Here is a 22,033-nt window from a genome sequence, read left to right as displayed (position 1 = left end):
CGCTTCTGCTCAAAATCCCCAGCAAAGTGGGCGATATATTCCCCGCGCAGCAGAAAAACGAGTAAAGACTTTGTAAGGTTGGCCCTGCTTATTTCATAATGCGCGCTTATTGGATCCCTCGACGGGTCCGCGCGCCCTTCAGAGGTAAGTCGATTCCCATGAACCGCACCGGCCGCGCCCTTGCATTGGGCTGCCTGTTGCTCCTTCAGCCCCTGCTCGCGCTCGCACAAGCGGGCGGCAACTCGTTGTTAATCCCAGCGATGGGTCGTTGCACCCTCAATACTCAGCCGCAAGACCTGGCACAGGCGCTCGCCGCCTGCCAGAAAGCGTCGGATGAAGGGGATGCGCAAGCGCAATACGAGTTGGGTGAGTTCTACTACGACGGCAAAAATACGCCGCGCGACCTCAAAAAAGCCCTGAGCTACTTCGAAAAGGCCTCGTTGCAAGGCCATGCTCAGGCGCAATTCAAACTCGGCTCCATGTTCTTCCACGGCGAAGGCGTACCGGCCAATAACGTTCAGGCGTATATCGTGCTGAAAATGGCTGCGGTCAATGGCGCTGAAGAAGCATTGGACACCGCCGACGAAGTCGCCGAGAAAATGCCCCGCGAAGAACTGGAAGTAGCTACCCAGGTACTGGGGCAAATCTTCCGCAAGTACCTGATGGAATTGCAGAGCGCCGATGGGCGTACGCCGTTTTCGCCACTGCCTTGAATTCTGCTTCGATCTTTCTGCCCCCTTCGCGAGCAAGCCCCACATTTGATCTGCGTCGTACACAAATCAAATGCGCGGGCTTGCTCGCGAAGGGGGCAACTCGGTCTTGAGGCTTACTTCTCAGGCATCGGCATCGGAAACGGCATGACATTGCCGACCGCGCCGCGGGCTTCGCTGATTTTTGGCGTGCCGAGGCGCTCGACCTCGTCGATCCGCACGATCGAATGCATCGGCACAAAGCTGCGCACAACGCCTTCGAACTGAGCCTTGAGCTTCTCTTCGCTCGGATCGACGACCACTTGCGTGCGCTCGCCAAAGACGAACTCTTCCACTTCCAGGAAGCCCCACAGATCACTTTGATAGATCTGCTTGGCATACATTTCGTACACCTGGCCCTGATTGAGGAAAATCACCTTGTAGATTGGAGCTTCACGTTTGGTCATGGTGGGCGAGCAACACATCGGGGATAAAAATGAGGGCGCGAACTATAGCATAGCCTCCGGACGCACAGCGGTAGGAACCTTGGGTCATGTTCCCTATAATGCGCGGTTCTTTGAATCACGTGATGACTCTGTCCATGGCCAAGAAGCTTTACATCGAAACCCACGGTTGCCAGATGAACGAGTACGACAGCTCGCGCATGGTCGATCTGCTGGGCGAACATCAGGCCCTGGAAGTCACCGCTCGCGCTGAAGATGCCGACGTGATCCTGCTCAATACCTGCTCGATCCGCGAACGCGCCCAGGACCGGGTGTATTCCCAACTCGGTCGCTGGCGCGAACTGAAACTGGCAAACCCGGACATGGTCATCGCCGTTGGCGGTTGCGTGGCCAGCCAGGAAGGCGCTGCAATTCGCGACCGCGCCCCTTACGTGGACGTGGTCTTCGGTCCGCAGACCCTGCACCGCCTGCCGGAAATGATCGACGCCGCCCGCGCTACCAAGCTGCCGCAAGTCGACGTCTCGTTTCCGGAAATCGAAAAATTCGACCACTTGCCCGAGCCGCGTATCGATGGCCCAAGCGCTTTTGTGTCGGTGATGGAAGGTTGCAGCAAGTACTGCACCTTCTGCGTGGTGCCTTACACCCGTGGTGAAGAAGTCAGCCGCCCCTTCGATGACGTGATCGCCGAGATCATCCACCTGGCCGAAAACGGCGTGCGCGAAGTGACCTTGCTGGGGCAGAACGTCAATGGCTATCGCGGGACCACGCATGACGGTCGTTTGGCTGACCTGGCCGAACTGATCCGCGTCGTCGCCGCCGTCGATGGCATCGACCGCATCCGCTACACCACCTCACACCCGCTGGAGTTCTCCGACAGCCTGATCCAGGCACACGCCGACGTGCCGGAACTGGTCAAACACCTGCACTTGCCGGTGCAATCGGGCTCGGACCGAATCCTGGCGGCGATGAAGCGCAACCACACCGCGCTGGAATACAAATCCAAACTGCGCAAGCTACGTGCTGCCGTGCCGGGGATCTGCATCAGCTCGGACTTCATCGTCGGCTTCCCGGGCGAGACCGAAAAAGACTTCCAACAGACCATGAAGCTGATCGAAGACGTCGGTTTCGACTTCTCCTACTCGTTCGTCTATAGCCAGCGTCCGGGTACTCCAGCTGCCGATCTGGCCGACGAAACGCCGGAAGAGCTGAAAAAAGAACGCCTGAACGCCCTGCAACATCGCCTGAACCAGCAAGGTTTCGAGATCAGCCGACAAATGGTCGGTTCGATCCAGCGGATCCTGGTGACCGATTATTCGAAAAAAGACCCCGGCGAACTGCAAGGCCGGACCGAGAATAACCGTATCGTCAATTTCCGCTGCGACAATCCGACCTTGATTGGTCAGTTCGCCGATGTGCACATTGATGCTGCTCAGCCGCACTCGCTACGCGGCTCGCTGATCCAATAACAACTCATTACCCTGTGGGAGCGAGCTTGCTCGCGATGGCGCCAGCTCAGACAACTTAAATGTTGAATGCCAGACCGTCATCGCGAGCAAGCTCGCTCCCAAAGGGGAAGGTGTTCAACATTGGTCTGTATAAGAGCTTTCGCACCCAGGCCACTGGCGTTATCCTTGATTGCATCTTAATTGCCCCAGGGCGGCTAAATACGACCTTGAACGCACCCATAGAACCACATCGTTTTATCCTCGAGCCTTTTGAAGCTCGCCGCTTCGCCAATCTGTGCGGGCAATTCGACGAGCATCTGCGCTTGATCGAACAGCGCCTGACCATCGAGATCCGCAATCGCGGAAACCAGTTCGAACTGATCGGCGAGCCAAAGCACACCACCTCCGCGGAAAACCTCCTGCGCCGCCTGTACCGGGAAACCAAGGGTACCGAGCTGTCGCCGGACATGGTTCACCTGTTCCTGCAGGAATCGGCCGTCGAAGAGCTGGACAACGTCTCCCCCTCCGAACCTTCCGTCGCCCTGCGCACCAAAAAAGGCATGATTCGCCCTCGCGGCTTGAATCAGTTGCGCTATGTGAAGGAAATCCTCGGTAACGACATCAATTTCGGCATCGGCCCGGCCGGTACCGGCAAGACTTATCTGGCTGTTGCCTGCGCAGTAGACGCGCTGGAACGCGAGCAGATTCGCCGCATCCTGCTGGTGCGTCCGGCGGTTGAAGCGGGCGAAAAGCTCGGCTTCCTGCCCGGTGACTTGTCGCAGAAGATCGACCCGTACCTGCGCCCGCTCTACGATGCACTCTACGAAATGCTCGGCTTCGAACACGTCGCCAAGCTGATCGAGCGTCAGGTGATCGAAGTTGCGCCGCTGGCCTACATGCGCGGTCGCACCTTGAACAACAGCTTCATCATCCTCGACGAAAGCCAGAACACGACCGTCGAGCAAATGAAGATGTTCCTGACCCGAATCGGCTTCGGCTCCACAGCAGTCATCACCGGTGACATCACCCAGGTCGACCTGCCGAAGGGCACCAAGTCCGGGCTGCACCATGTGATCGAAGTGCTCAAAGATGTGCCGGGCATCAGCTTCACCCATTTCAAGCCAAAAGACGTTGTGCGCCATCCATTGGTGCAGCGCATCGTCGAAGCCTATGAGCGCTTCGAGAATCGCGTGGCCGATGAAGCCCCGAAGGATAGCCGCCGCGATGCTTGAGCTTGATCTGCAACTGGCTACCGAAGCGCCTGCCCCAAGCGAAGCCGAGTTCCGCCAATGGTGCGAACTGGCTCTGCGCCAGCGCACAGCCGACTCCGAAATGACCATCCGTTTGGTAGATGAAGCCGAAGGTCGCGAGCTGAACCACACCTGGCGGCAAAAGGATTACGCCACTAACGTCTTGTCGTTTCCTGCCGATGTGCCCGACGAGTTTCTCGACATCCCGCTGCTGGGCGATCTGGTGATCTGCGTGGCGGTGGTCGAGCGCGAAGCAGCCGAACAAGGCAAGGCACTCAAGGCCCATTGGGCTCATCTGGTCATTCACGGCTGCTTGCATCTGTTGGGTTACGACCATATAGATGACGATGAAGCCGAAGAAATGGAAGCACTGGAACGAACGTTGCTTGCAGAGTTGGGCTATCCCGACCCGTATGCGGACGACGAAACAGACACATCCCCTATCGTTACAACAAAGGATTCAGAGTAATCGCTATGAGCGAAGATCGATCGAGCAACGGGCAAAAGTCATGGTTGGGTAAGCTCACCCAGGCTTTTGCCCACGAGCCGAAGAACCGCCAGGAGCTGCTGGAGCTGCTGCGCGATGCACACCAAAACAAGTTGCTGGACAGCGAAGCGCTGGCCATCGTCGAAGGCGCCATCCAGGTTGCTGACCTGCAAGTACGGGACATCATGGTCCCGCGATCGCAGATGATCAGCATCAAGGCGACCCAGATACCCCGCGAGTTCCTGCCTTCCGTGGTCGACTCGGCCCACTCCCGCTACCCGGTGATCGGCGAAAGCCACGATGACGTGATGGGCGTGTTGCTGGCCAAGGACTTGCTGCCGTTGATCCTCAAGGAGAATGGCGACAGCTTCAACATCAAGGACCTGCTGCGCCCGGCCACGTTCGTGCCCGAGTCCAAGCGTCTGAATGTGCTGCTGCGCGAGTTCCGCGCCAACCACAATCACATGGCTATCGTCATTGACGAATACGGCGGTGTGGCCGGCCTGGTGACCATCGAAGACGTGCTGGAACAGATCGTCGGCGACATCGAAGACGAGCATGACGTCGAAGAAGACAGCTACATCAAGCCGCTGCCCAGCGGTGATTTCCTGATCAAGGCCCTGACGCCGATCGAGAACTTCAACGAGTTCTTCGACAGCCAATTCTCCGATGACGAATTCGACACTGTCGGCGGTCTGGTGATGAGCGCGTTCGGGCACTTGCCAAAACGCAACGAAATCACTGAAATCGGCCCTTATCGCTTCCGCATCCTGAACGCCGACAGCCGTCGGATTCACCTGCTGCGCCTGACACCCATTGCCCGTTAAGGATTGACATGCTCCGCGTAACCCGCCCCGGCTGGCCCGGTAACCTGCTGGCCGTGGCGGCCGGCGCACTCACCACCCTGGCCCTGGCGCCGTTCGATATCTGGCCGTTGGCGTTGCTGGCGGTCGGTTTCTTCTATGCCGGCTTACGCGAGCTGAACCCACGTCAGGCCCTGGGCCGTGGCTGGTGTTTCGGTTTCGGCCTGTTTGGCGCTGGCACCAGTTGGATCTACTACAGCATTCACCACTTCGGCGGCGCTTCGGTGCTGCTGGCCGGCTTCCTGATGCTGATCTTCACGGCGGCGATTGCCTGGTTCTTCGCCCTGCCCGCCTGGATCTGGGCGCGCTGGTTGCGCCGTAACGAAGCGCCGTTGGCCGACGCCCTGGCGTTTGCGGCGTTGTGGGTCGGTCAGGAAGCCTTTCGCGGCTGGTTCCTGACCGGTTTCCCGTGGCTTTATTCCGGCTACAGCCAGCTCGACGGCCCGCTGGCCGGGCTCGCGCCAGTGGGCGGAATGTGGCTGATTTCCTTCACCCTGGCCCTGACGGCCGCGCTGATCTACAACGCGTTGCGCCTGGCGCGTACGGGTCGCAAAGGTTTCATCGCCGCAGGCGCGCTGCTGTTGGTCGGCCCTTGGGTGGCCGGCATGGCGCTCAAGGAACACGCCTGGACAACCCCGGCGGGTGATCCGCTGAGTGTCGCGGCGATTCAGGGCAACATTGAACAGAGCATGAAGTGGGACCCGGCGCAGCTCAATGCGCAGTTGGCGTTGTACCGTGACATGAGCTTGAGCTCGAAACGGGTCGACTTGCTGATCTGGCCGGAAACGGCCATCCCGGTGCTCAAGGAGTCCGCCGAGGGCTACCTGAACATGATGGGAAGCTTCGCTGCAGAGCGTAAGTCCGCGCTGATTACCGGCGTGCCGATTCGCGAGGAAGTCCATCACCAGAAGCGTTTCTACAACGGCATCACCGTCGTGGGCGAAGGCGATGGCACTTACCTCAAACAGAAGCTGGTGCCGTTTGGCGAATACGTGCCGTTGCAGGACGTGCTGCGCGGGCTGATCGCTTTCTTCGATCTGCCGATGTCGGATTTTGCCCGCGGCCCCGCCGATCAGGCCATGCTGCAAGCGAAGGGTTATCAGATTGCGCCGTTCATCTGCTACGAAGTGGTTTACCCGGAATTCGCCGCCAGCCTTGCGGCGCGTAGCGATCTGCTGCTGACCATCAGCAATGACACCTGGTTCGGCACATCCATCGGCCCGCTGCAACACTTGCAGATGGCGCAAATGCGCGCGCTGGAAGCCGGTCGCTGGATGATCCGCGCCACCAACAACGGCGTGACCGGTTTGATCAACCCGTTCGGCCAGATCACTGTCCAGATCCCGCAGTTCGAGCGTGGCATTTTGTACGGTGAAGTGGTGCCCATGCACAACCTGACGCCTTATCTGGAATGGCGTTCGTGGCCGCTGATCATTGTTTGCGTGTTGCTGTTTGGTTGGGCGTTGATCGCAAGTCGGATGGCCAAGACTGTCTAAATGATCGTTCCCACGTCGAGGCGTCGAACCGTCCGCGTGGGAACGACCGAACTTCAGCGGTAAAAAAGTGAATACCCCACCTGCCCCACCGCCTCATTCAACAACTGCCCGCTCTGCCAGATCGACTTGAATTCCGGCATCCAGCCCCCCAGTGGCCGGGCGTTGTCCACGCCTAAAAACCCCACCGGCGCCGGCACCACTTCAAGTCCTGCCTTTTTGAAACTCCAGACCGCTCGCGGCATGTGCCAGGCCTGAGTCACGACGACCACGCGCTTGATCCCTTCCGGCAACAACACTTGCGCGCTGAACTGCGCGTTCTCCCAAGTCGTGCGACTGCGCCCTTCTTCCCAGCGCACTGCCATGCCGAAATCGTCACGCAACGAGTCCGCCATCAACTTCGCTTCGGTCGGCGGGGTGCCGTAATGCAGGCCTCCACTGGTTAGAATCGGCAAACCGGAAGCCTTGGCCAGCCGCGCCGCATAGCGCTCGCGTTCCAGGCCCACGCCCGTTGGCTGATCAGCGCCCCATGCGAGATCGCCCCGCTCACGCCCCGAACCAAGCACCACGATCGCATCGGCACGCTGACTCAGCGTTGCCCAACCGTCGCGGGCCAGCGGCGCTTCACGTTCCAGCGCCTTGGCGCCCCACTGCACCACCACCGGCAAGCTCATCAGCCAGAAGCCTCCCACGCCCAACGTAAAGCACAACCCGGCGAGGCGCGGTCTTGAGCGGCGCAACCACCAGGCAAGCAGCAACAGCAGCAACAGAATGCCGGGCGGCAACAGGAGTTGTTTAACGAAATATCGAAAAGGCATCGAGCATCTCCAAAAAGATGCCCGAAGCCTAAGTGGGTTGACGCAATGCGACAACAAATACGGAAGGACTATGCTTCACAAATACATCAGACATTACTTCCAGTGTCCTTACTTGACTTGCAAAGACCGGACCTTTACCGCGTCCCTGCCGGGAACCTTGTCCTTGAGCCAGATGATCTTGGCCGAACGTGGTGCGTCGAGTTGCTTCACTGCTTCTGACAAGCATCCGTGTGTCTCACGTTCACTGCGATCGAGATACGCCTTGACCAGTGCAAACTCTGCGGGGCTCAAGCCACGCAATTCCAGTTCCAGTGGACGTTCATCGCGTAACCGGTCAGCGGTTTTTGCCGCGTCCAGGGCCATTCCCAGACGATCGATCAGTCTTTCGTACAGCTCCGGTTTTGTAACTTTTCGCCGTGACTCAACCATCCCTCACCTCATTGAAGATAAGACTCACTCCCCATTTAGAGCTTAGCTTCCATGAACAAACCGGCTAAGTGCTGCGACCAACGGCCCTCGCAGCGGTTTTTGGGCGACCCGCAGCAGTAATCAGGGTTTCCCTCGGTAGAGTGCGGTCATGTATGCTACGGCGCTTCCTGTAACTCCACTTCCAGCTCGTTTGGGCAGCGAAACGCCGATTTGGCGCGATCACCGTCCAGCGTTGCATTGAAGAGGATTAGGCCACCCCTATTCAGTTCAAAAGTAGCCATGCACGAACAATATCAGCCCCGTGAAATCGAAGCCGCCGCCCAGTCGTTCTGGGACGAGCAAAAGTCCTTTGAAGTCAGTGAACAGCCAGGCAAGGAGACTTTCTACTGCCTGTCGATGTTTCCTTACCCCAGCGGCAAGCTACACATGGGGCACGTGCGCAACTACACCATCGGCGACGTGATCTCCCGCTACCAGCGCATGCAAGGCAAGAACGTCCTGCAACCCATGGGCTGGGATGCCTTCGGCATGCCGGCGGAAAACGCCGCGATGAAGAACAACGTAGCGCCCGCCAAGTGGACCTACGAAAACATCGCCTACATGAAAAACCAGCTGCGAAGCCTGGGCCTCGCGGTGGACTGGTCCCGCGAAGTCACCACCTGCAAGCCTGATTACTACCGTTGGGAACAATGGCTGTTCACTCGCCTGTTCGAAAAAGGCGTGATTTACAAAAAAAACGGCACCGTGAACTGGGACCCGGTCGATCAGACCGTTCTGGCCAACGAACAGGTGATCGACGGTCGCGGCTGGCGTTCCGGCGCGCTGATCGAAAAGCGCGAAATTCCGATGTACTACTTCAAGATCACCGCTTACGCGGATGAGCTGCTGGAGAGCCTCGACGAACTGACTGGCTGGCCTGAACAGGTCAAGACCATGCAGCGCAACTGGATCGGCAAATCCCGCGGCATGGAAGTGCAGTTCCCGTACAACGTCGATTCCATCGGCGAAAGCGGCGTACTGAAAGTCTTCACTACCCGTCCGGATACCCTGATGGGCGCGACCTACGTTGCTGTAGCCGCCGAACACCATCTGGCGACCCTTGCCGCGCAGAACAACCCTGAGCTGCAAGCGTTCATCGCTGAATGCAAGGGCGGCAGCGTCGCCGAAGCCGACGTCGCCACTCAAGAGAAAAAAGGCCTGCGTACTTCGCTGTTCGTCGAGCATCCGCTGACCGGTGAGAAACTCCCGGTGTGGGTCGCCAACTATGTGCTGATGCACTACGGCGACGGCGCAGTGATGGCGGTTCCGGCTCACGACGAACGTGATTTCGAATTCGCCACCAAATACAACCTGCCGATCAAGTCGGTAGTGCGCACCAGCTCCGGCGACACCAACCCGTCGCCATGGCAAGACGCTTATGGCGAACACGGCACGCTGATCAATTCCGGCGAGTTTGACGGCCTCGACTTCGCGGGCGCTTTCGACGCCATCGAAGTCGCGCTGATCAAGAAGAACCTCGGCGCCTCGCGCACCCAGTTCCGTCTGCGCGACTGGGGCATCAGCCGTCAGCGCTACTGGGGCTGCCCGATCCCGATCATCCACTGCAACACCTGCGGTGATGTGCCGGTCCCGGAAGATCAATTGCCCGTGGTACTGCCGGAAGACGTCGTGCCGGATGGCGCCGGTTCGCCATTGGCGCGCATGCCTGAGTTCTACGAGTGCAGCTGCCCGAAATGCGGCGCACCGGCCAAGCGTGAAACCGACACCATGGACACCTTCGTCGAGTCCTCGTGGTACTACGCCCGTTACGCCTCCCCGCACTATGAAGGCGGCCTGGTGGAAAAAGCGGCGGCCGACCACTGGCTGCCGGTTGATCAGTACATTGGCGGTATCGAACACGCCATTCTTCACCTGCTGTACGCGCGCTTCTTCCACAAGCTGATGCGCGACGAAGGCCTGGTGAGCTCTAACGAGCCGTTCAAGAACCTGCTGACCCAGGGCATGGTGATCGCCGAGACTTACTATCGTCGCGAAGCCAATGGCGCTTACACCTGGTTCAACCCGGCGGATGTCGAACTCGAACGCGACAGCAAAGCCAAGGTAATTAGCGCCAAGCTGATCGCGGACGGCCTGCCGGTGGAAATCGGCGGCACCGAGAAGATGGCCAAGTCAAAGAACAACGGCGTTGACCCACAGTCGATGATCGATCAGTTCGGCGCAGACACCTGCCGCCTGTTCATGATGTTCGCCTCGCCACCTGACATGAGCGCCGAATGGTCCGACTCCGGCGTCGAGGGTTCGCACCGTTTCCTCAAACGCGTCTGGCGCCTGGCTCAAGCGCACGTTACTCAGGGCCTGCCGGGCAAACTGGACGTCGCCGGCCTGAATGACGAGCAGAAAGCCATTCGCCGTTCGATCCACCAGGCCATCAAGCAGGCCAGCCACGACGTCGGCCAGAACCACAAATTCAACACCGCCATCGCCCAGGTGATGACGCTGATGAACGTGCTGGAAAAAGCCCCGCAAGGCACCGAACAGGATCGCGCGCTGGTTCACGAAGGTCTGGAAACCGTGGTCCTGCTGCTGGCGCCAATCACTCCGCACATCAGCCATGAGCTGTGGCATCGCCTGGGTCACGCCGATCCGGTGATCGACGCCGCTTGGCCGGTGCTGGACGAAAGCGCGTTGGTGCAGGACAGCCTGCAACTGGTCATCCAGGTCAACGGCAAGCTGCGCGGCCACATCGAAATGCCCGCCAGCGCCAGCCGCGAAGAAGTCGAAGCCGCCGCACGGGCCAACGAGAACGTGCTGCGCTTTGTCGACGGTCTGACCATTCGTAAAGTGATCGTAGTGCCCGGGAAACTGGTCAATATCGTCGCCAGCTAATTGGATCAGGCGCCAGGTCATGCCTGGCGCCGAGTAAAACCTTTCGGGCCGTAAGATCGGCCCACATGGTTTCAAGGGGAGCAACAAGATGATCAAACGCAATTTGCTGGTGATGGGCCTTGCGGTCCTGTTGAGCGCCTGCGGTTTCCAGCTGCGCGGCACCGGCACCAATGAACTGGCGATCAAGGAACTCGACCTGAGTGCCCGTAACGCCTACGGCGAAACCGTGACTCAACTGCGCCAGGTACTCGAAAGCAGCGGCGTCAAGGTTTACAGCGGCGCCCCCTACAAACTGGTGCTGACCGATGAGCAGGAAAGCCAGCGCATCCTCAGCTACGCAGGTGCCGGTCGCACTGGCGAGTATCAGGTGACTACAGTGCTGAACTACGATATCCGTGGTGGGCGCGACCTGTCGCTGCTGAGCGACAAGCTCGAAGTGCAGAAGGTCTTCATGCACGACGGCAACAACCTGGTGGGTTCCGACCAGGAAGGCAACGACGCCCGCAAGGAAACCCGTCGTGAACTGGTTCAACGGATGATGCTGCGCCTGCAACAGCTCACGCCAACCCAGCTGGATCAGCTGCAACAGACTGCCGAAGCCCGTGCCAAGGCTGAAGCCGCGGCCCTGGAAGCAGCGCAGAAGGCTGAAGCGAACACTCCGCGTCAGTCGCCAATCCAACTGCCGCAGCAGTAAGACTTACGGGGCGCTCAGGCGCCCCGTTCGCCCTCGCCTATGAAACTCGCCCCCGCCCAACTCGCCAAACACCTGCAAGGTGCCCTCGCGCCGGTCTACATCATCAGTGGCGATGACCCACTGCTGTGTCAGGAGGCCGCCGACGCCATTCGTGCCGCCGCCCGCCAACAGGGATTCGACGAGCGCCAGGTCTTCGCCGCCGACGCCAGTTTCGACTGGGGAACGTTGCTGCAAGCCGGCGCGAGCATGTCGCTGTTCGCCGAAAAGCGCCTGCTGGAACTGCGTCTGCCGTCCGGCAAACCCGGTGACAAAGGCGCTGCCGCGTTTATCGAGTACTGTTCACGGCCCGCCGAAGACACGGTGCTGCTGATCAGCCTCCCGAAACTCGATGGCAGTGCGCAGAAAACCAAGTGGGGCAAGGCGCTGGTCGAAGGTCAGCAGACTCAGTTCGTGCAAATCTGGCCGATAGAGGCCAACCAGTTGCCGAGCTGGATCCGTCAACGGTTGTCCCAGGCCGGGCTTTCCGCCAGCCAGGACGCCGTCGAACTGATCGCCGCACGGGTCGAAGGCAACCTGCTGGCGGCTGCCCAGGAAATCGAAAAGCTCAAACTGATGGCCGAAGGTGGTCAGATCACCGTCGAAACCGTGCAAGCGGCGGTGGCCGACAGTGCGCGCTTTGATGTCTTTGGCCTGACCGATGCGATTCTCAATGGTGAAGCAGCTCATGCCCTGCGCATGCTCGAAGGGCTGCGCGGTGAAGGCGTCGAACCGCCAGTGATTCTGTGGGCGCTGGCCCGGGAGCTGCGCCTGCTGGCCAACCTGTCACTGCAGTACAGCCAGGGCGTGCCACTGGACAAAGCCTTCAGCTCTGCCCGACCGCCGGTCTGGGACAAACGCAAACCGCTGATGAGCAAAGCCTTGCAACGCTACTCGGCGCAACGCTGGGCACAGCTATTGCTGGAAGCTCAGCGCATCGACGCACAGATCAAAGGCCAGGCGGCCGGTTCACCGTGGATGAGTTTGAGTCGGTTGTCGTTGTTGATGGCCGGGCAGAGATTGTCTTTGCCCGCTGAATAAGATCAAAAGATCCTGCTTTCCTACACAACACACATCCAACTGCCCTATAGACAGATCCCCAACTTCGGCAGATTATTTCCCCCCGCAAAACCCACTCAATCGAGAGATCCGATCATGAGCAAAAAGCCATCCAAAAATGGCCCGAACAAGGCCAAATCCATCATCGCCCAGCCTCTGTTCCGCAGCCGTCAGGAACCAGCCGGCAAGGGCAAAGGCAGCTACCGCCGCGAAGCCTTCCAGTCTAATAGCTGGGAGGCTTCTTACTTTCTGGCGGCCTGAAAGGCAAGCGCTCGCTCAACATGTTAAGGTCTGCACCTGATTCGTACTCCCTGGACCCGTGCATGCCCCTTTGTATTTCCCGTCGTTGGCCCCTGCGCCAACTGATCGCTGCCTCCAGCCTCATTTTGCTTGTTGCCTGCGCGGAAAAACCCACCGCAGCCGACGCCAAGCCGCTTCAGACCCTTCCCGTCGCGACAGCTCCTGCGGTCATTCCGCCCGTGGTTCCGACCGGTGAAAACCTCGACATCCAGCCCACCCAGACCTTCGCCGAATGGCAGGCGGGTTTCCGCAAGGACGCTCTGGCCGCCGGTATCCGCGCCGACCTGTTCGACCGCGCCTTCGCCAATGTCAGCTTCGACGCCAGCGTGATTCGTGCTGATCGCAGCCAACCAGAGTTCTCCCGCCCGGTATGGGAATACCTCGACGGCGCCCTTTCGCCGCTGCGGGTACGCAAAGGTCAGACGCTGGTCAGCCAGTACGCCGACATCCTGCAAAGCATCGAACAGCGCTATGGCGTCGATCGTCAGGCACTGGTCTCGGTGTGGGGCATGGAAAGTAACTTCGGGCAGTTCCAGGGCAACAAGTCGGTGATTAATTCCCTGGCGACCCTGGCCTACGAAGGCCGGCGTCCCGGCTTTGCCCACGCGCAACTGATCGCCGCCCTGCAGATCCTGCAACAGGGTGATATCGAGCCTGAGAAAATGCTTGGCTCCTGGGCCGGCGCCATGGGCCAGACCCAGTTCATCCCGACCACCTATAACACCCACGCAGTGGACTTCGATGGCGACGGCCGCCGCGACATATGGGGCAGCCCGGCCGACGCGCTGGCCTCGACGGCGCACTACCTGCAAAGCTCGGGCTGGCAGAAAGGCCAGCCGTGGGGCTTTGAAGTGCAGCTGCCGGGCAGTTTCAACTACGTCCTGGCCGATGGCACGATTCGCAAGAGCGTCGCTGAATGGCTGCAACTGGGCGTCACCCTGCCCAATGGCGGCCAGGTTCCGGCAGGCTCCGAAAACCTGTCAGCCGCCCTGCTGCTGCCGGCCGGTTACCGTGGCCCGGCGTTCCTGGTCCTCGACAACTTCCGCGCGATCCTCAAGTACAACAACTCGTCGTCTTACGCCCTGGCCGTAAGCCTGTTGTCCGAGCGTTTCAACGGCACCGGCCTGATCAACGGCACGTGGCCGAAAGATGATTTGCCGCTGAGCCGTACCGAGCGGATCGAACTGCAAAGCTTGCTGAGCGCGCAGAACTATGACGCAGGCAACGCCGACGGCATTATCGGCGCCAACACCCGCAAGGCGATCCGCAGCGCCCAGCAGTCGTTTGGCTGGCCGGCGGATGGGTATCCGACGCACAAGTTGCTCGAAGGACTGCGTAACCGATAGTCAGCCGTATGGCGGATGCCGCCTTCGCGAGCAAACCCGCTCCCACATTGGCACCGCGTATCCCCTGTGGGAGCGGGCTTGCTCGCGAAGACTGACTAATAAGCAACCACTATCTAGCGCCTGACGACCACATCCTGCTCCAACACCAATTCCTTGCTCCCCGCATCCAGCCTCACCAGCGCGCCCATCGGCAACGTCAGGTTCGGATCGCAATGCCCGCTGCGCCAACCGGACAACACCGGTATCCGCAAAGGCGCAAAGGTCTGCTTGAGCAAGCGCTCCAGAGAAACCGTACCAACCCCCGCCACATCCCCCACCAGAACCCCACGCAGCTTCTTCAGTTTGCCGGCCAGGCGCAGATGGGTCAGCAGCCGGTCGATGCGATACAGCGGCTCGTTGATGTCCTCGATGAACAGGATGACGCTCTCGGCATCCATCTCATACGGCGTGCCCATGGTCGCGGCGATTATCGACAGATTGCCTCCCAGCAAGCGCCCGTGAGCGATACCAGGCTCGATTGTGGTCAACGGGTAGGCCACCGGATGCGGCAGCACGCTCCCAGCCTTCACCTGTCCTCTGAGCATGTTGAAGAACGAAGACTCGGTAGGTTTTTGCTTGTCACCTAGCAGGTCGGCGTTGAGCATCGGGCCATGAAAGGTCACGAAGCCCGCATAACGGCTGATCGCCAAGTGCAGCGCGGTGATGTCGCTGTAGCCGATGAACGGCTTGGCATTGTTGCGCAGCAGCTCAAAGTCGATGCGATCGAGCAACCGCGGCGTACCGTAACCCCCACGCAAGCAAATGATGGCGTCGACCTCACTGTCGGCGAACGCTGCGTGCAGGTCATTGAGCCGTACATCATCACTGCCGGCCAGGTAATCATCCTTCTCGTACACGCCGGGGAAAACCCGCAGTGAATATCCGCGAGCGCGCATCCAGCCGATTGCCTTATCGGTATCCAGCGCTGCGGGACCGGCAGGCGCGATGACGCCAATCAGACCTTCCGACGGCAAGGCCGGAACGGGTGCGTGAGGACAGAGTGTGTGAGTCGGTCGAACGGTCATCCATGAATCTCCCTGCGTGAAAGCGTCAAGCACACAGTAGTCAGGAACGGGGACAAACAGAAGAGGGTCAGTTGCGCCGCGCATTGCAGGAAAAGCCTCTGCTGGACGTAGGCAAGGCAAAAAAACGCCCGCAAGGCCTGAAAAGCCGTGCGGGCGTTTTTAAGTCACCGGCAAATCACAAAGACGACATCAACTCGGCTTTTACCAGCTTCGCTTGCTCGTCGGCATGGTACGACGAGCGCACCAACGGGCCGGAAGCGACGTTCTTGAAGCCCATCTTGTAGCCTTCCTCGGCAAACCAGGCGAACACGTCCGGGTGCACGAAACGCTGGACCGGCAAGTGGCTGCGGGACGGTTGCAGGTACTGGCCCAGGGTCAGCATGTCGATGTCGTGTTCGCGCATGCGCTTCATGACTTCGATCACTTCTTCGTCAGTCTCGCCAAGACCCAGCATCAGGCCGGACTTGGTCGGAATGTGCGGCATCATCTGCTTGAAGCGTTGCAGCAGGGTCAGCGACCACTGGTAATCCGAACCCGGACGCGCAGCCTTGTACAGGCGCGGCACGGTTTCCAGGTTGTGGTTGAACACATCCGGCGGCTCGGCAGCGGTGATTTCCAGCGCAACGTCCATACGGCCACGGTAGTCCGGGACCAGGGTTTCGAGCTGAACGTTCGGCGACAGTTTGCGGATCTCGCGGATGCAATCGGCAAAGTGCTGGGCACCGCCATCACGCAGGTCGTCGCGGTCAACCGAGGTGATCACCACGTACTTGAGTTTCAGGTCAGCGATGGCGATGGCCAGGCTTTCCGGCTCGTTGACGTCCAGTGGCTTCGGCCGACCGTGTCCAACGTCGCAGAACGGGCAGCGACGGGTGCAGATGTCGCCCATGATCATGAAGGTCGCGGTGCCGCCCGAGAAACATTCGCCCAGGTTCGGGCAGGACGCCTCTTCGCAGACACTGTGCAGCTTGTGTTTGCGCAGCAGGGCCTTGATGCGGTCGACTTCCGGGGAAACCGGGATACGCACGCGAATCCAGTCAGGTTTCTTCGGCAGTTCGGTGGTCGGAATGATCTTCACCGGGATACGTGCAACCTTCTCGGCGCCGCGCAGCTTCACGCCGGCTTCAACCTTGGCACGCGGGGCCGGACGCTCGGTGACATCCAGCGTCGGGATCATGGTTTGCACTGCATCAGTAGTCATATCAGTCGATTCCGCCCGTTAGGGTCGTCTGCTCAGCATAGTCGAGGTGTTTGACGAGCTGCGCGCGCAGCCGGGCACTTACCTCGGCAAATTCAATCGATCCTGCGTGATCGCGCAGCTGGGTCATCGCCAGCCCGGCGTAGCCGCAGGGATTAATCCGTCGAAACGGTTCCAGGTCCATGTCCACGTTCAGGGCCAGGCCATGAAAGGAGCAACCGTGGCGGATCCGCAGACCCAGAGAAGCGATTTTCGCCCCATTGACGTAGACACCCGGAGCATCAGGCTTGGCCACTGCGGTCACGCCGTAGCTGGCCAGCAACTCGATCAGGCATTGTTCCATTCGGCTGACCAGGTCACGCACGCCGAAGCCCAGCTTGCGCACATCGAGCAACAGGTACGCCACCAATTGGCCGGGACCGTGATAAGTCACTTGACCACCGCGATCAACCTTTACTACCGGAATATCTCCCGGGAGTAGCAAGTGCTCAGCCTTGCCGGCCTGCCCCTGGGTGAACACCGGCGGATGCTCGACCAGCCAGATCTCGTCCGCGGCATCGCTGCCGCGCTCGTTGGTAAAGCGTTGCATGGCATGCCAGACCGGCTCGTAAGCCATCTGGCCGAGCTCGCGAAAGCCCAGCGTGCCAGACATCACAGCACCATGTGCACGAAACCGGTAGCCCGCAACTCGCTGTTGATGTCGTACAGCTGTTCTTGACCGGTGGCGATGATGTGCAGCTGAATGGTCGTGTACTTGCCGTTGGTACTCTGGCGCTCGGCCAGGGTCTTGTGGTCAACGGTCGCGTGTTTCTCAAGGATCGCGATGATCTTGTCCTTGAAGCCCACGCCGGTATCGCCGATCACCTTGATAGGGTAATCCGCGCAGGGGAATTCGATCTTTGGCGCCTTTACTTCGTTGTCTGTCATGGCGTAACGGCCTCGTAAGCCGTGGCAACGGACATGGCCCCGTTCCAGATTGGAACAGGGCCATGCAAGTCCACACTAATTCAGTTGAACAAGCCGTAGAAGAATAGACGGATGCTATCCCACATGCGACGGAAGATACCACCCTCCTCGACAGCGTCCAGGGCGATCAGGTCGGCGCTGTGCACCACTTTGTCGTCCAGTTTCACTTCGACTTTACCGATTACGTCGCCCTTGGCGATTGGCGCAACCAGTTGCGGGTTCATGGTCATGCTGGCAGCGAGCTTTTTCAGCTGGCCTTTTGGCAGGGTCATGGTCAGGTCTTCAGCCAGGCCGGCCTTGACTTGATTGGTGGTGCCTTTCCAGACAGGAGCCTGAGCCAGCTCAGCGCCTTTCTGATAGAACGTCTGGGTTTCGAAGAAGCGGAAACCGTAGGTCAACAGCTTCTGGGTTTCGGAGGCGCGAGCCACTTCGCTGCTGGTGCCGAACACCACGGCAATCAGGCGCATGCCATCACGTACAGCCGAAGACACCATGCAGTAGCCGGCTTCGTCGGTGTGGCCGGTTTTCAGACCGTCAACCGTCTTGTCGCGCCACAGCAGCAGGTTACGGTTAGGTTGCTTGATGCCGTTCCAGAAGAACTCTTTCTGCGAGTAGATCGCGTAGTGAGCCGGGTCTTCGTGGATGATCGCGCGAGCCAGCACCGCCATGTCGTGAGCCGACGAGTAGTGCTCAGGGTTCGGCAGACCGGTCGGGTTCATGAAGTGGCTATTGGTCATGCCCAGATCGGCCACGGTTTTGTTCATCATGTCAGCGAAGGCGTCTTCGCTGCCGGCGATGTGCTCGGAGAGCGCAACACTGGCGTCGTTGCCCGACTGAATGATGATGCCGTGCAGCAGGTCGCTGACCGTGACTTGCGAGCCGACCTTGATGAACATCCGCGAACCGCCGGTACGCCAGGCGTTTTCGCTGACGGTCACCGGATCGTTTTCGCCGATCTGGCCACGACGGATTTCCAGGGTCGCGATGTACGCGGTCATCAGCTTGGTCAGGCTGGCCGGCGGCAGACGCTGGTCACCATTGTTCTCTACCAGCACGTTGCCGCTGCTGGCGTCCATGAGTACGTAGGCTTTGGCGGCCAGTTGCGGTGGCGACGGCATCATCTCGACCGCGAAAGCGGCAGGCGAGAGGAGCAGCGGGACTAGCAGGCACAGGCGTTTGGCAAAGGTGGTGATGTTCATCCGTCTCTCGAAATCGCTAATGGAAACTGCCCAAGGGCAAAACTAATCAGACAGCTTTCTAACGAGCTGTCGCGTGTTCAGTTGTTCACTCAGAACCCTTGCCGGGCTTTTGTTCTTCAACGAGCCAACAACCAGGTCCACCCCCCAAACCGCAAGCGAACCGTCAATCAAGTACTACGTATTACTCGGCAGTGACCACGCTCGGCGAACCGAGATTGGCCAGTCGCACGCTGTTCTGCACTTGCTGGATTTCACCCGGCGAGCCGATCGGCCCCAGGCGCACCCGGTGCAGGGTCTGTTGATTGCGCACGATCGAGCTGATGAACACCGGAGCGCTCACCATCCCGCTGAGCTTCGATCTCAGGAGTTCTGCAGCGTCCGGGTTGGCGAACGCGCCCACCTGCAGATACTGGCCAGAGGCTGGTACAGAAGCGTTTTTTTTTGCATCAAGCTGAACAGGCACTACGGCCGCGGCGTGTTGCTGCGGCGGTGGTGTCCATTGCTCGACAGTCCCCGCAGAGGCGGTAATTGTCGGCGCGGCATTTTGCGCTACTTGCGGCTCGTTGAGCATCAAAGGCGCCGGACGGCCTTTGGCTGCCCACCATTGCTGCGGGTCGATGCCTTCGACCTTGACCCGTGCCGTGCCGGTTTCGGCATAACCGAGCTTCTTGGCGGCGGCGTAGGACAAGTCGATGATCCGGTCCGAGTAGAACGGCCCGCGGTCGTTGACCCGCAATATCACGGTCTTGTTGTTGTCCAGGTTGGTCACCCGAACGTAACTCGGCAGTGGCAATGTCTTGTGGGCGGCACTCATGCCGTACAGGTCGTATACCTCCCCGTTGGCGGTGTTCTGTCCATGAAACTTGGTGCCATACCAGGACGCCGTGCCCGAGGCGACGTAGGTCTTGGATTCTTGTAGCGGGAAGTAGGTCTTGCCCAGCACGGTGTACGGGTTGGCTTTATAAGGGCCGCTGTGCAGGGTCGGCGTGGCATCCGGGATGCGCGATACATCGACGTCCCACCACGGCGCGCCATCTTTGTGCGCACGGTTGATGTCCAGGCCTGGCGCTGCGCGCACGGCGGTGGAAGACTTTTGGGTCGGCGCACGGCTCGTCGAACAACTGGCGACCAGCACCGCCAACGCGGCGAATGCCATCAGCTTCAGGGGTTTATTCATAGGCAATGCCCGCATTACTTGACGCCCCGTGCTTGGACCAGCTGTTCAGACAGTTGATGTACGGCCATGGCGTACATCACGCTGCGGTTATAACGCGTGATTGCGTAAAAATTCGTCAGGCCCATCCAATATTCGGGGCCATTGTCACCTTCCAGGCGGAAAGCCGTGACCGGCATATCATCGCGCAGCGCATCATGACTTGACCACCCCAGCGCCCGCAACTCCCCGACGGTTTTAGTCGGTTCGATGCCCGTGGTCAAACCTTCGTCCACCTGATCGCCACGCACATCGGCGCGGCTGACCACCGGTTCGCCGGCGACCCAGCCGTGACGCTTGAAATAACTGGCGACGCTGCCAATGGCATCGTCCGGATTGGTCCAGATATTAATGTGGCCGTCACCGTCAAAATCCACCGCATAGGCGCGAAAGCTGCTCGGCATGAACTGCGGCAAGCCCATGGCGCCGGCGTACGAGCCTTTGAGGGTCAGCGGATCGACCTGCTCTTCCCGGGCCAGCAACAGGAACTCACGCAATTCCTTGCGGAAAAATTCGGCACGGGGAGGATAGTCGAAACCCAGGGTCGACAAGGCGTCGATTACCCGAAAATTGCCGGTATTACGGCCGAAAAAGGTCTCAACGCCGATGATCGAAACAATAACCTGCGCCGGCACGCCGTATTCCTGCTCGGCACGGGCCAGTACCGCCTCGTGCTGACGCCAGAAGTCCACACCACGGGCGATGCGCGCGTCGGTGATGAACATCGGGCGATACTCGTTCCACTGCTTGACCCGCTCGGCCGGTTTCGAGATCGCGTCCAGAATCGACTGCTTGCGCTCGGCTTCGCGGAACACGCTCATCAGCTGTTCACCGGCAAAACCGTAGTCGCGGGTCATTTCACCGACGAATTCGGCCACCTGCGGTGAGCCTTCGTAATCGCCGGCCAACGCTTCCTGCGCTGTGCCAAGGATGCTTACCAGGCCGACCCATGGCGCATATCGAGTCGCCCAGCCACGCATTACTTGCATTGAAATCTTCACCTTATTCAAACCTGAGCGATCCACTTACGATGGGTATGGATCGACATCAAAACCCCAAACGCTGACAGCAGCGTCACCAGCGAAGTTCCTCCGTAGCTAATGAACGGCAACGGCACCCCCACAACCGGCAACAGGCCACTGACCATACCGATGTTGACGAAAACGTAAACAAAAAACGTCATGGTCAGGCTGCCCGCGAGCAATTTCCCGAACAATGTCTGGGCCTGAGCGGTAATCACCAGTCCGCGACCGATCAACAGCAGGTAAATCAGCAGCAGTGCGCAGATACCCACCAGGCCGAATTCTTCGCCCATGACCGCAATAATGAAGTCGGTGTGGCTTTCCGGCAGGAAGTCCAGGTGCGACTGGGTGCCGAGCAACCAGCCCTTGCCGAACACACCGCCGGAACCGATGGCTGCTTTCGATTGAATGATGTTCCAGCCAGTGCCCAACGGATCGCTTTCCGGATCGAGGAAGGTCAGGATTCGCTGTTTCTGGTAGTCGTGCATGATGAAGAACCACATCGCGACGGCCACCGGCACGGCGGCGGCGATTACGCTGATGATCCAGCGCCAGCGCAAGCCGCCCATGAACAACACGAAAGCGCCACCGGCGAGGATTAGCAGCGAAGTGCCAAGATCGGGCTGACGCACGATCAGGATAAACGGCAAGCCGATCAGAAACAGACTGACACCCACATGCTTGAGCTGCGGCGGCAAGGTGCGCTTGGACAGATACCAGGCGATGGTCGCCGGCATCAGGATCTTCATGAACTCCGAGGGCTGGAAGCGGATCACCCCGGGAATGTTGATCCAGCGTGTGGCGCCCATGGCGTTGTGGCCCATGACATCCACCACCACCAGCAACAGCACGCCGAGGACATAACCGACTGGCACCCAACGGGCCATGAAGCGCGGCTCGAATTGGGCGATGACGATCATCGACACCAGGCCGATTCCGAACGAGGTGGCCTGCTTGGCCAGCAGATCCCAGCTCTTGCCGCTGGCCGAATACAGCACGAACAGGCTGCCGGCAGCGAGGGTCAGCAGCAGGATCAGCAACGGGCCATCAATGTGCATGCGTTGCAACAGCGTCGCGCGGCGACGCATCACATCCTCGCTGGAGAGGATGCG

At 59.7% G+C, this 22,033-nt stretch carries 22 protein-coding genes; 11 read left to right on the top strand and 11 right to left on the bottom strand.

Annotated elements, in window-relative coordinates:
- Positions 1-158 precede the first annotated feature (158 nt).
- Positions 159-713: a tetratricopeptide repeat protein gene (locus FQ187_RS01240; RefSeq protein ID WP_149628106.1), complete on the top strand. Its 555-nt coding sequence runs from the start codon at positions 159-161 to the stop codon at positions 711-713.
- A gap of 113 nt (positions 714-826) precedes the next feature.
- On the opposite strand, the gene FQ187_RS01235 is transcribed toward FQ187_RS01240, so the two are convergent.
- Complete coding sequence (locus FQ187_RS01235) at positions 827-1,156, bottom strand: DUF1820 family protein (protein WP_007894425.1); 330 nt, start codon at positions 1,154-1,156, stop codon at positions 827-829.
- Positions 1,157-1,290: 134 nt separating this feature from the next.
- Between FQ187_RS01235 and miaB the strand changes: the two genes are divergently transcribed.
- The 5 genes from miaB to lnt all read left to right on the top strand — a co-directional run bounded on the left by miaB (position 1,291) and on the right by lnt (position 6,694).
- Positions 1,291-2,619 carry a tRNA (N6-isopentenyl adenosine(37)-C2)-methylthiotransferase MiaB gene (gene miaB / locus FQ187_RS01230; RefSeq protein ID WP_178122656.1) on the top strand — a complete coding sequence of 443 codons (1,329 nt, stop codon included), beginning with the start codon at positions 1,291-1,293 and terminating at the stop codon, positions 2,617-2,619.
- Between the two features lie 206 nt (positions 2,620-2,825).
- A complete protein-coding gene (locus FQ187_RS01225) occupies positions 2,826-3,830 on the top strand; it encodes a PhoH family protein (protein WP_149628104.1) in 1,005 nt (334 codons plus the stop codon).
- Positions 3,823-4,317 carry an rRNA maturation RNase YbeY gene (gene ybeY / locus FQ187_RS01220; protein ID WP_149628103.1) on the top strand — a complete coding sequence of 165 codons (495 nt, stop codon included), beginning with the start codon at positions 3,823-3,825 and terminating at the stop codon, positions 4,315-4,317. Before FQ187_RS01225 ends, ybeY begins: the two co-directional genes overlap by 8 nt.
- A gap of 5 nt (positions 4,318-4,322) precedes the next feature.
- Positions 4,323-5,162, top strand: a complete 840-nt coding sequence (locus FQ187_RS01215) for an HlyC/CorC family transporter (protein WP_149628102.1) — start codon at positions 4,323-4,325, stop codon at positions 5,160-5,162.
- 8 nt (positions 5,163-5,170) lie between these two features.
- Positions 5,171-6,694: an apolipoprotein N-acyltransferase gene (gene lnt / locus FQ187_RS01210; RefSeq protein WP_149628101.1), complete on the top strand. Its 1,524-nt coding sequence runs from the start codon at positions 5,171-5,173 to the stop codon at positions 6,692-6,694.
- A gap of 53 nt (positions 6,695-6,747) precedes the next feature.
- Here lnt and FQ187_RS01205 read toward each other — a convergent pair whose 3' ends face one another.
- Complete coding sequence (locus tag FQ187_RS01205) at positions 6,748-7,509, bottom strand: YdcF family protein (protein WP_149628100.1); 762 nt, start codon at positions 7,507-7,509, stop codon at positions 6,748-6,750.
- Between the two features lie 108 nt (positions 7,510-7,617).
- Positions 7,618-7,938, bottom strand: coding sequence for a hypothetical protein (locus FQ187_RS01200; protein ID WP_149628099.1), 321 nt, complete (start codon positions 7,936-7,938; stop codon positions 7,618-7,620).
- A gap of 279 nt (positions 7,939-8,217) precedes the next feature.
- Here FQ187_RS01200 and leuS point away from each other — a divergent pair, with 279 nt between their 5' ends.
- From leuS to FQ187_RS01175, 5 genes are all read left to right on the top strand, one after another.
- The gene (gene leuS / locus FQ187_RS01195; protein ID WP_149628098.1) at positions 8,218-10,824 is read left to right on the top strand and encodes a leucine--tRNA ligase; all 2,607 of its coding nucleotides are present in this window, start codon (positions 8,218-8,220) and stop codon (positions 10,822-10,824) included.
- Positions 10,825-10,912: 88 nt separating this feature from the next.
- Positions 10,913-11,518, top strand: a complete 606-nt coding sequence (lptE, locus tag FQ187_RS01190; RefSeq protein ID WP_149628097.1) for an LPS assembly lipoprotein LptE — start codon at positions 10,913-10,915, stop codon at positions 11,516-11,518.
- A 39-nt stretch (positions 11,519-11,557) separates the two neighbouring features.
- Positions 11,558-12,595 carry a DNA polymerase III subunit delta gene (gene holA, locus FQ187_RS01185; RefSeq protein WP_008152842.1) on the top strand — a complete coding sequence of 346 codons (1,038 nt, stop codon included), beginning with the start codon at positions 11,558-11,560 and terminating at the stop codon, positions 12,593-12,595.
- Positions 12,596-12,709: 114 nt separating this feature from the next.
- A complete protein-coding gene (gene arfA / locus FQ187_RS01180) occupies positions 12,710-12,874 on the top strand; it encodes an alternative ribosome rescue factor ArfA (protein ID WP_008152840.1) in 165 nt (54 codons plus the stop codon).
- 62 nt (positions 12,875-12,936) lie between these two features.
- Positions 12,937-14,259 carry a lytic murein transglycosylase gene (locus tag FQ187_RS01175; protein WP_149628096.1) on the top strand — a complete coding sequence of 441 codons (1,323 nt, stop codon included), beginning with the start codon at positions 12,937-12,939 and terminating at the stop codon, positions 14,257-14,259.
- A gap of 113 nt (positions 14,260-14,372) precedes the next feature.
- On the opposite strand, the gene FQ187_RS01170 is transcribed toward FQ187_RS01175, so the two are convergent.
- The 8 genes from FQ187_RS01170 to rodA all read right to left on the bottom strand — a co-directional run bounded on the left by FQ187_RS01170 (position 14,373) and on the right by rodA (position 22,009).
- The gene (locus tag FQ187_RS01170; protein WP_149628095.1) at positions 14,373-15,323 is read right to left on the bottom strand and encodes an LD-carboxypeptidase; all 951 of its coding nucleotides are present in this window, start codon (positions 15,321-15,323) and stop codon (positions 14,373-14,375) included.
- A 175-nt stretch (positions 15,324-15,498) separates the two neighbouring features.
- Positions 15,499-16,524 carry a lipoyl synthase gene (lipA, locus tag FQ187_RS01165; protein WP_131063091.1) on the bottom strand — a complete coding sequence of 342 codons (1,026 nt, stop codon included), beginning with the start codon at positions 16,522-16,524 and terminating at the stop codon, positions 15,499-15,501.
- Position 16,525: 1 nt separating this feature from the next.
- A complete protein-coding gene (gene lipB / locus FQ187_RS01160; RefSeq protein ID WP_149628094.1) occupies positions 16,526-17,173 on the bottom strand; it encodes a lipoyl(octanoyl) transferase LipB in 648 nt (215 codons plus the stop codon).
- Positions 17,173-17,448 (bottom strand): DUF493 domain-containing protein, encoded by a 276-nt coding sequence (locus FQ187_RS01155; protein WP_129440902.1) that lies wholly within the window; start codon positions 17,446-17,448, stop codon positions 17,173-17,175. Before FQ187_RS01155 ends, lipB begins: the two co-directional genes overlap by 1 nt.
- 80 nt (positions 17,449-17,528) lie before the next feature.
- Complete coding sequence (locus FQ187_RS01150; RefSeq protein WP_149628093.1) at positions 17,529-18,686, bottom strand: D-alanyl-D-alanine carboxypeptidase family protein; 1,158 nt, start codon at positions 18,684-18,686, stop codon at positions 17,529-17,531.
- A 181-nt stretch (positions 18,687-18,867) separates the two neighbouring features.
- On the bottom strand, positions 18,868-19,878 hold the full coding sequence (locus FQ187_RS01145; protein WP_149628092.1) for a septal ring lytic transglycosylase RlpA family protein: 1,011 nt from the start codon (positions 19,876-19,878) through the stop codon (positions 18,868-18,870).
- Positions 19,878-20,888, bottom strand: a complete 1,011-nt coding sequence (mltB, locus tag FQ187_RS01140) for a lytic murein transglycosylase B (RefSeq protein ID WP_149628091.1) — start codon at positions 20,886-20,888, stop codon at positions 19,878-19,880. The genes FQ187_RS01145 and mltB overlap by 1 nt, the downstream gene beginning before the upstream one ends.
- 17 nt (positions 20,889-20,905) lie before the next feature.
- Positions 20,906-22,009, bottom strand: coding sequence for a rod shape-determining protein RodA (gene rodA, locus FQ187_RS01135; protein ID WP_046055582.1), 1,104 nt, complete (start codon positions 22,007-22,009; stop codon positions 20,906-20,908).
- Between the last annotated feature and the right edge of the window lie 24 nt (positions 22,010-22,033).

Origin of the sequence: Pseudomonas sp. ANT_J28 (assembly GCF_008370005.1) — a bacterium.
In the GTDB taxonomy this organism is placed as follows: Bacteria; Pseudomonadota; Gammaproteobacteria; order Pseudomonadales; family Pseudomonadaceae; genus Aquipseudomonas; species Aquipseudomonas frigoris.
This window is presented reverse-complemented; position numbering and strand designations above follow the sequence as displayed.

Coding starts and splice junctions, on each gene's coding strand:
- lnt (WP_149628101.1), top strand. CDS start 5,171: ATGCTCCGCGTAACCCGCCCCGGCTGGCCCGGTAACCTGCTGGCCGTG.
- holA (WP_008152842.1), top strand. CDS start 11,558: ATGAAACTCGCCCCCGCCCAACTCGCCAAACACCTGCAAGGTGCCCTC.
- FQ187_RS01235 (WP_007894425.1), bottom strand. CDS start 1,156: ATGACCAAACGTGAAGCTCCAATCTACAAGGTGATTTTCCTCAATCAG.
- FQ187_RS01215 (WP_149628102.1), top strand. CDS start 4,323: ATGAGCGAAGATCGATCGAGCAACGGGCAAAAGTCATGGTTGGGTAAG.
- rodA (WP_046055582.1), bottom strand. CDS start 22,009: ATGCGTCGCCGCGCGACGCTGTTGCAACGCATGCACATTGATGGCCCG.
- miaB (WP_178122656.1), top strand. CDS start 1,291: ATGGCCAAGAAGCTTTACATCGAAACCCACGGTTGCCAGATGAACGAG.
- leuS (WP_149628098.1), top strand. CDS start 8,218: ATGCACGAACAATATCAGCCCCGTGAAATCGAAGCCGCCGCCCAGTCG.
- ybeY (WP_149628103.1), top strand. CDS start 3,823: ATGCTTGAGCTTGATCTGCAACTGGCTACCGAAGCGCCTGCCCCAAGC.
- FQ187_RS01145 (WP_149628092.1), bottom strand. CDS start 19,878: ATGCGGGCATTGCCTATGAATAAACCCCTGAAGCTGATGGCATTCGCC.
- arfA (WP_008152840.1), top strand. CDS start 12,710: ATGAGCAAAAAGCCATCCAAAAATGGCCCGAACAAGGCCAAATCCATC.
- lptE (WP_149628097.1), top strand. CDS start 10,913: ATGATCAAACGCAATTTGCTGGTGATGGGCCTTGCGGTCCTGTTGAGC.
- FQ187_RS01205 (WP_149628100.1), bottom strand. CDS start 7,509: ATGCCTTTTCGATATTTCGTTAAACAACTCCTGTTGCCGCCCGGCATT.
- FQ187_RS01240 (WP_149628106.1), top strand. CDS start 159: ATGAACCGCACCGGCCGCGCCCTTGCATTGGGCTGCCTGTTGCTCCTT.
- FQ187_RS01200 (WP_149628099.1), bottom strand. CDS start 7,938: ATGGTTGAGTCACGGCGAAAAGTTACAAAACCGGAGCTGTACGAAAGA.
- lipB (WP_149628094.1), bottom strand. CDS start 17,173: ATGTCTGGCACGCTGGGCTTTCGCGAGCTCGGCCAGATGGCTTACGAG.
- FQ187_RS01175 (WP_149628096.1), top strand. CDS start 12,937: ATGCCCCTTTGTATTTCCCGTCGTTGGCCCCTGCGCCAACTGATCGCT.
- FQ187_RS01170 (WP_149628095.1), bottom strand. CDS start 15,323: ATGACCGTTCGACCGACTCACACACTCTGTCCTCACGCACCCGTTCCG.
- FQ187_RS01150 (WP_149628093.1), bottom strand. CDS start 18,686: ATGAACATCACCACCTTTGCCAAACGCCTGTGCCTGCTAGTCCCGCTG.
- mltB (WP_149628091.1), bottom strand. CDS start 20,888: ATGCAAGTAATGCGTGGCTGGGCGACTCGATATGCGCCATGGGTCGGC.
- lipA (WP_131063091.1), bottom strand. CDS start 16,524: ATGACTACTGATGCAGTGCAAACCATGATCCCGACGCTGGATGTCACC.
- FQ187_RS01155 (WP_129440902.1), bottom strand. CDS start 17,448: ATGACAGACAACGAAGTAAAGGCGCCAAAGATCGAATTCCCCTGCGCG.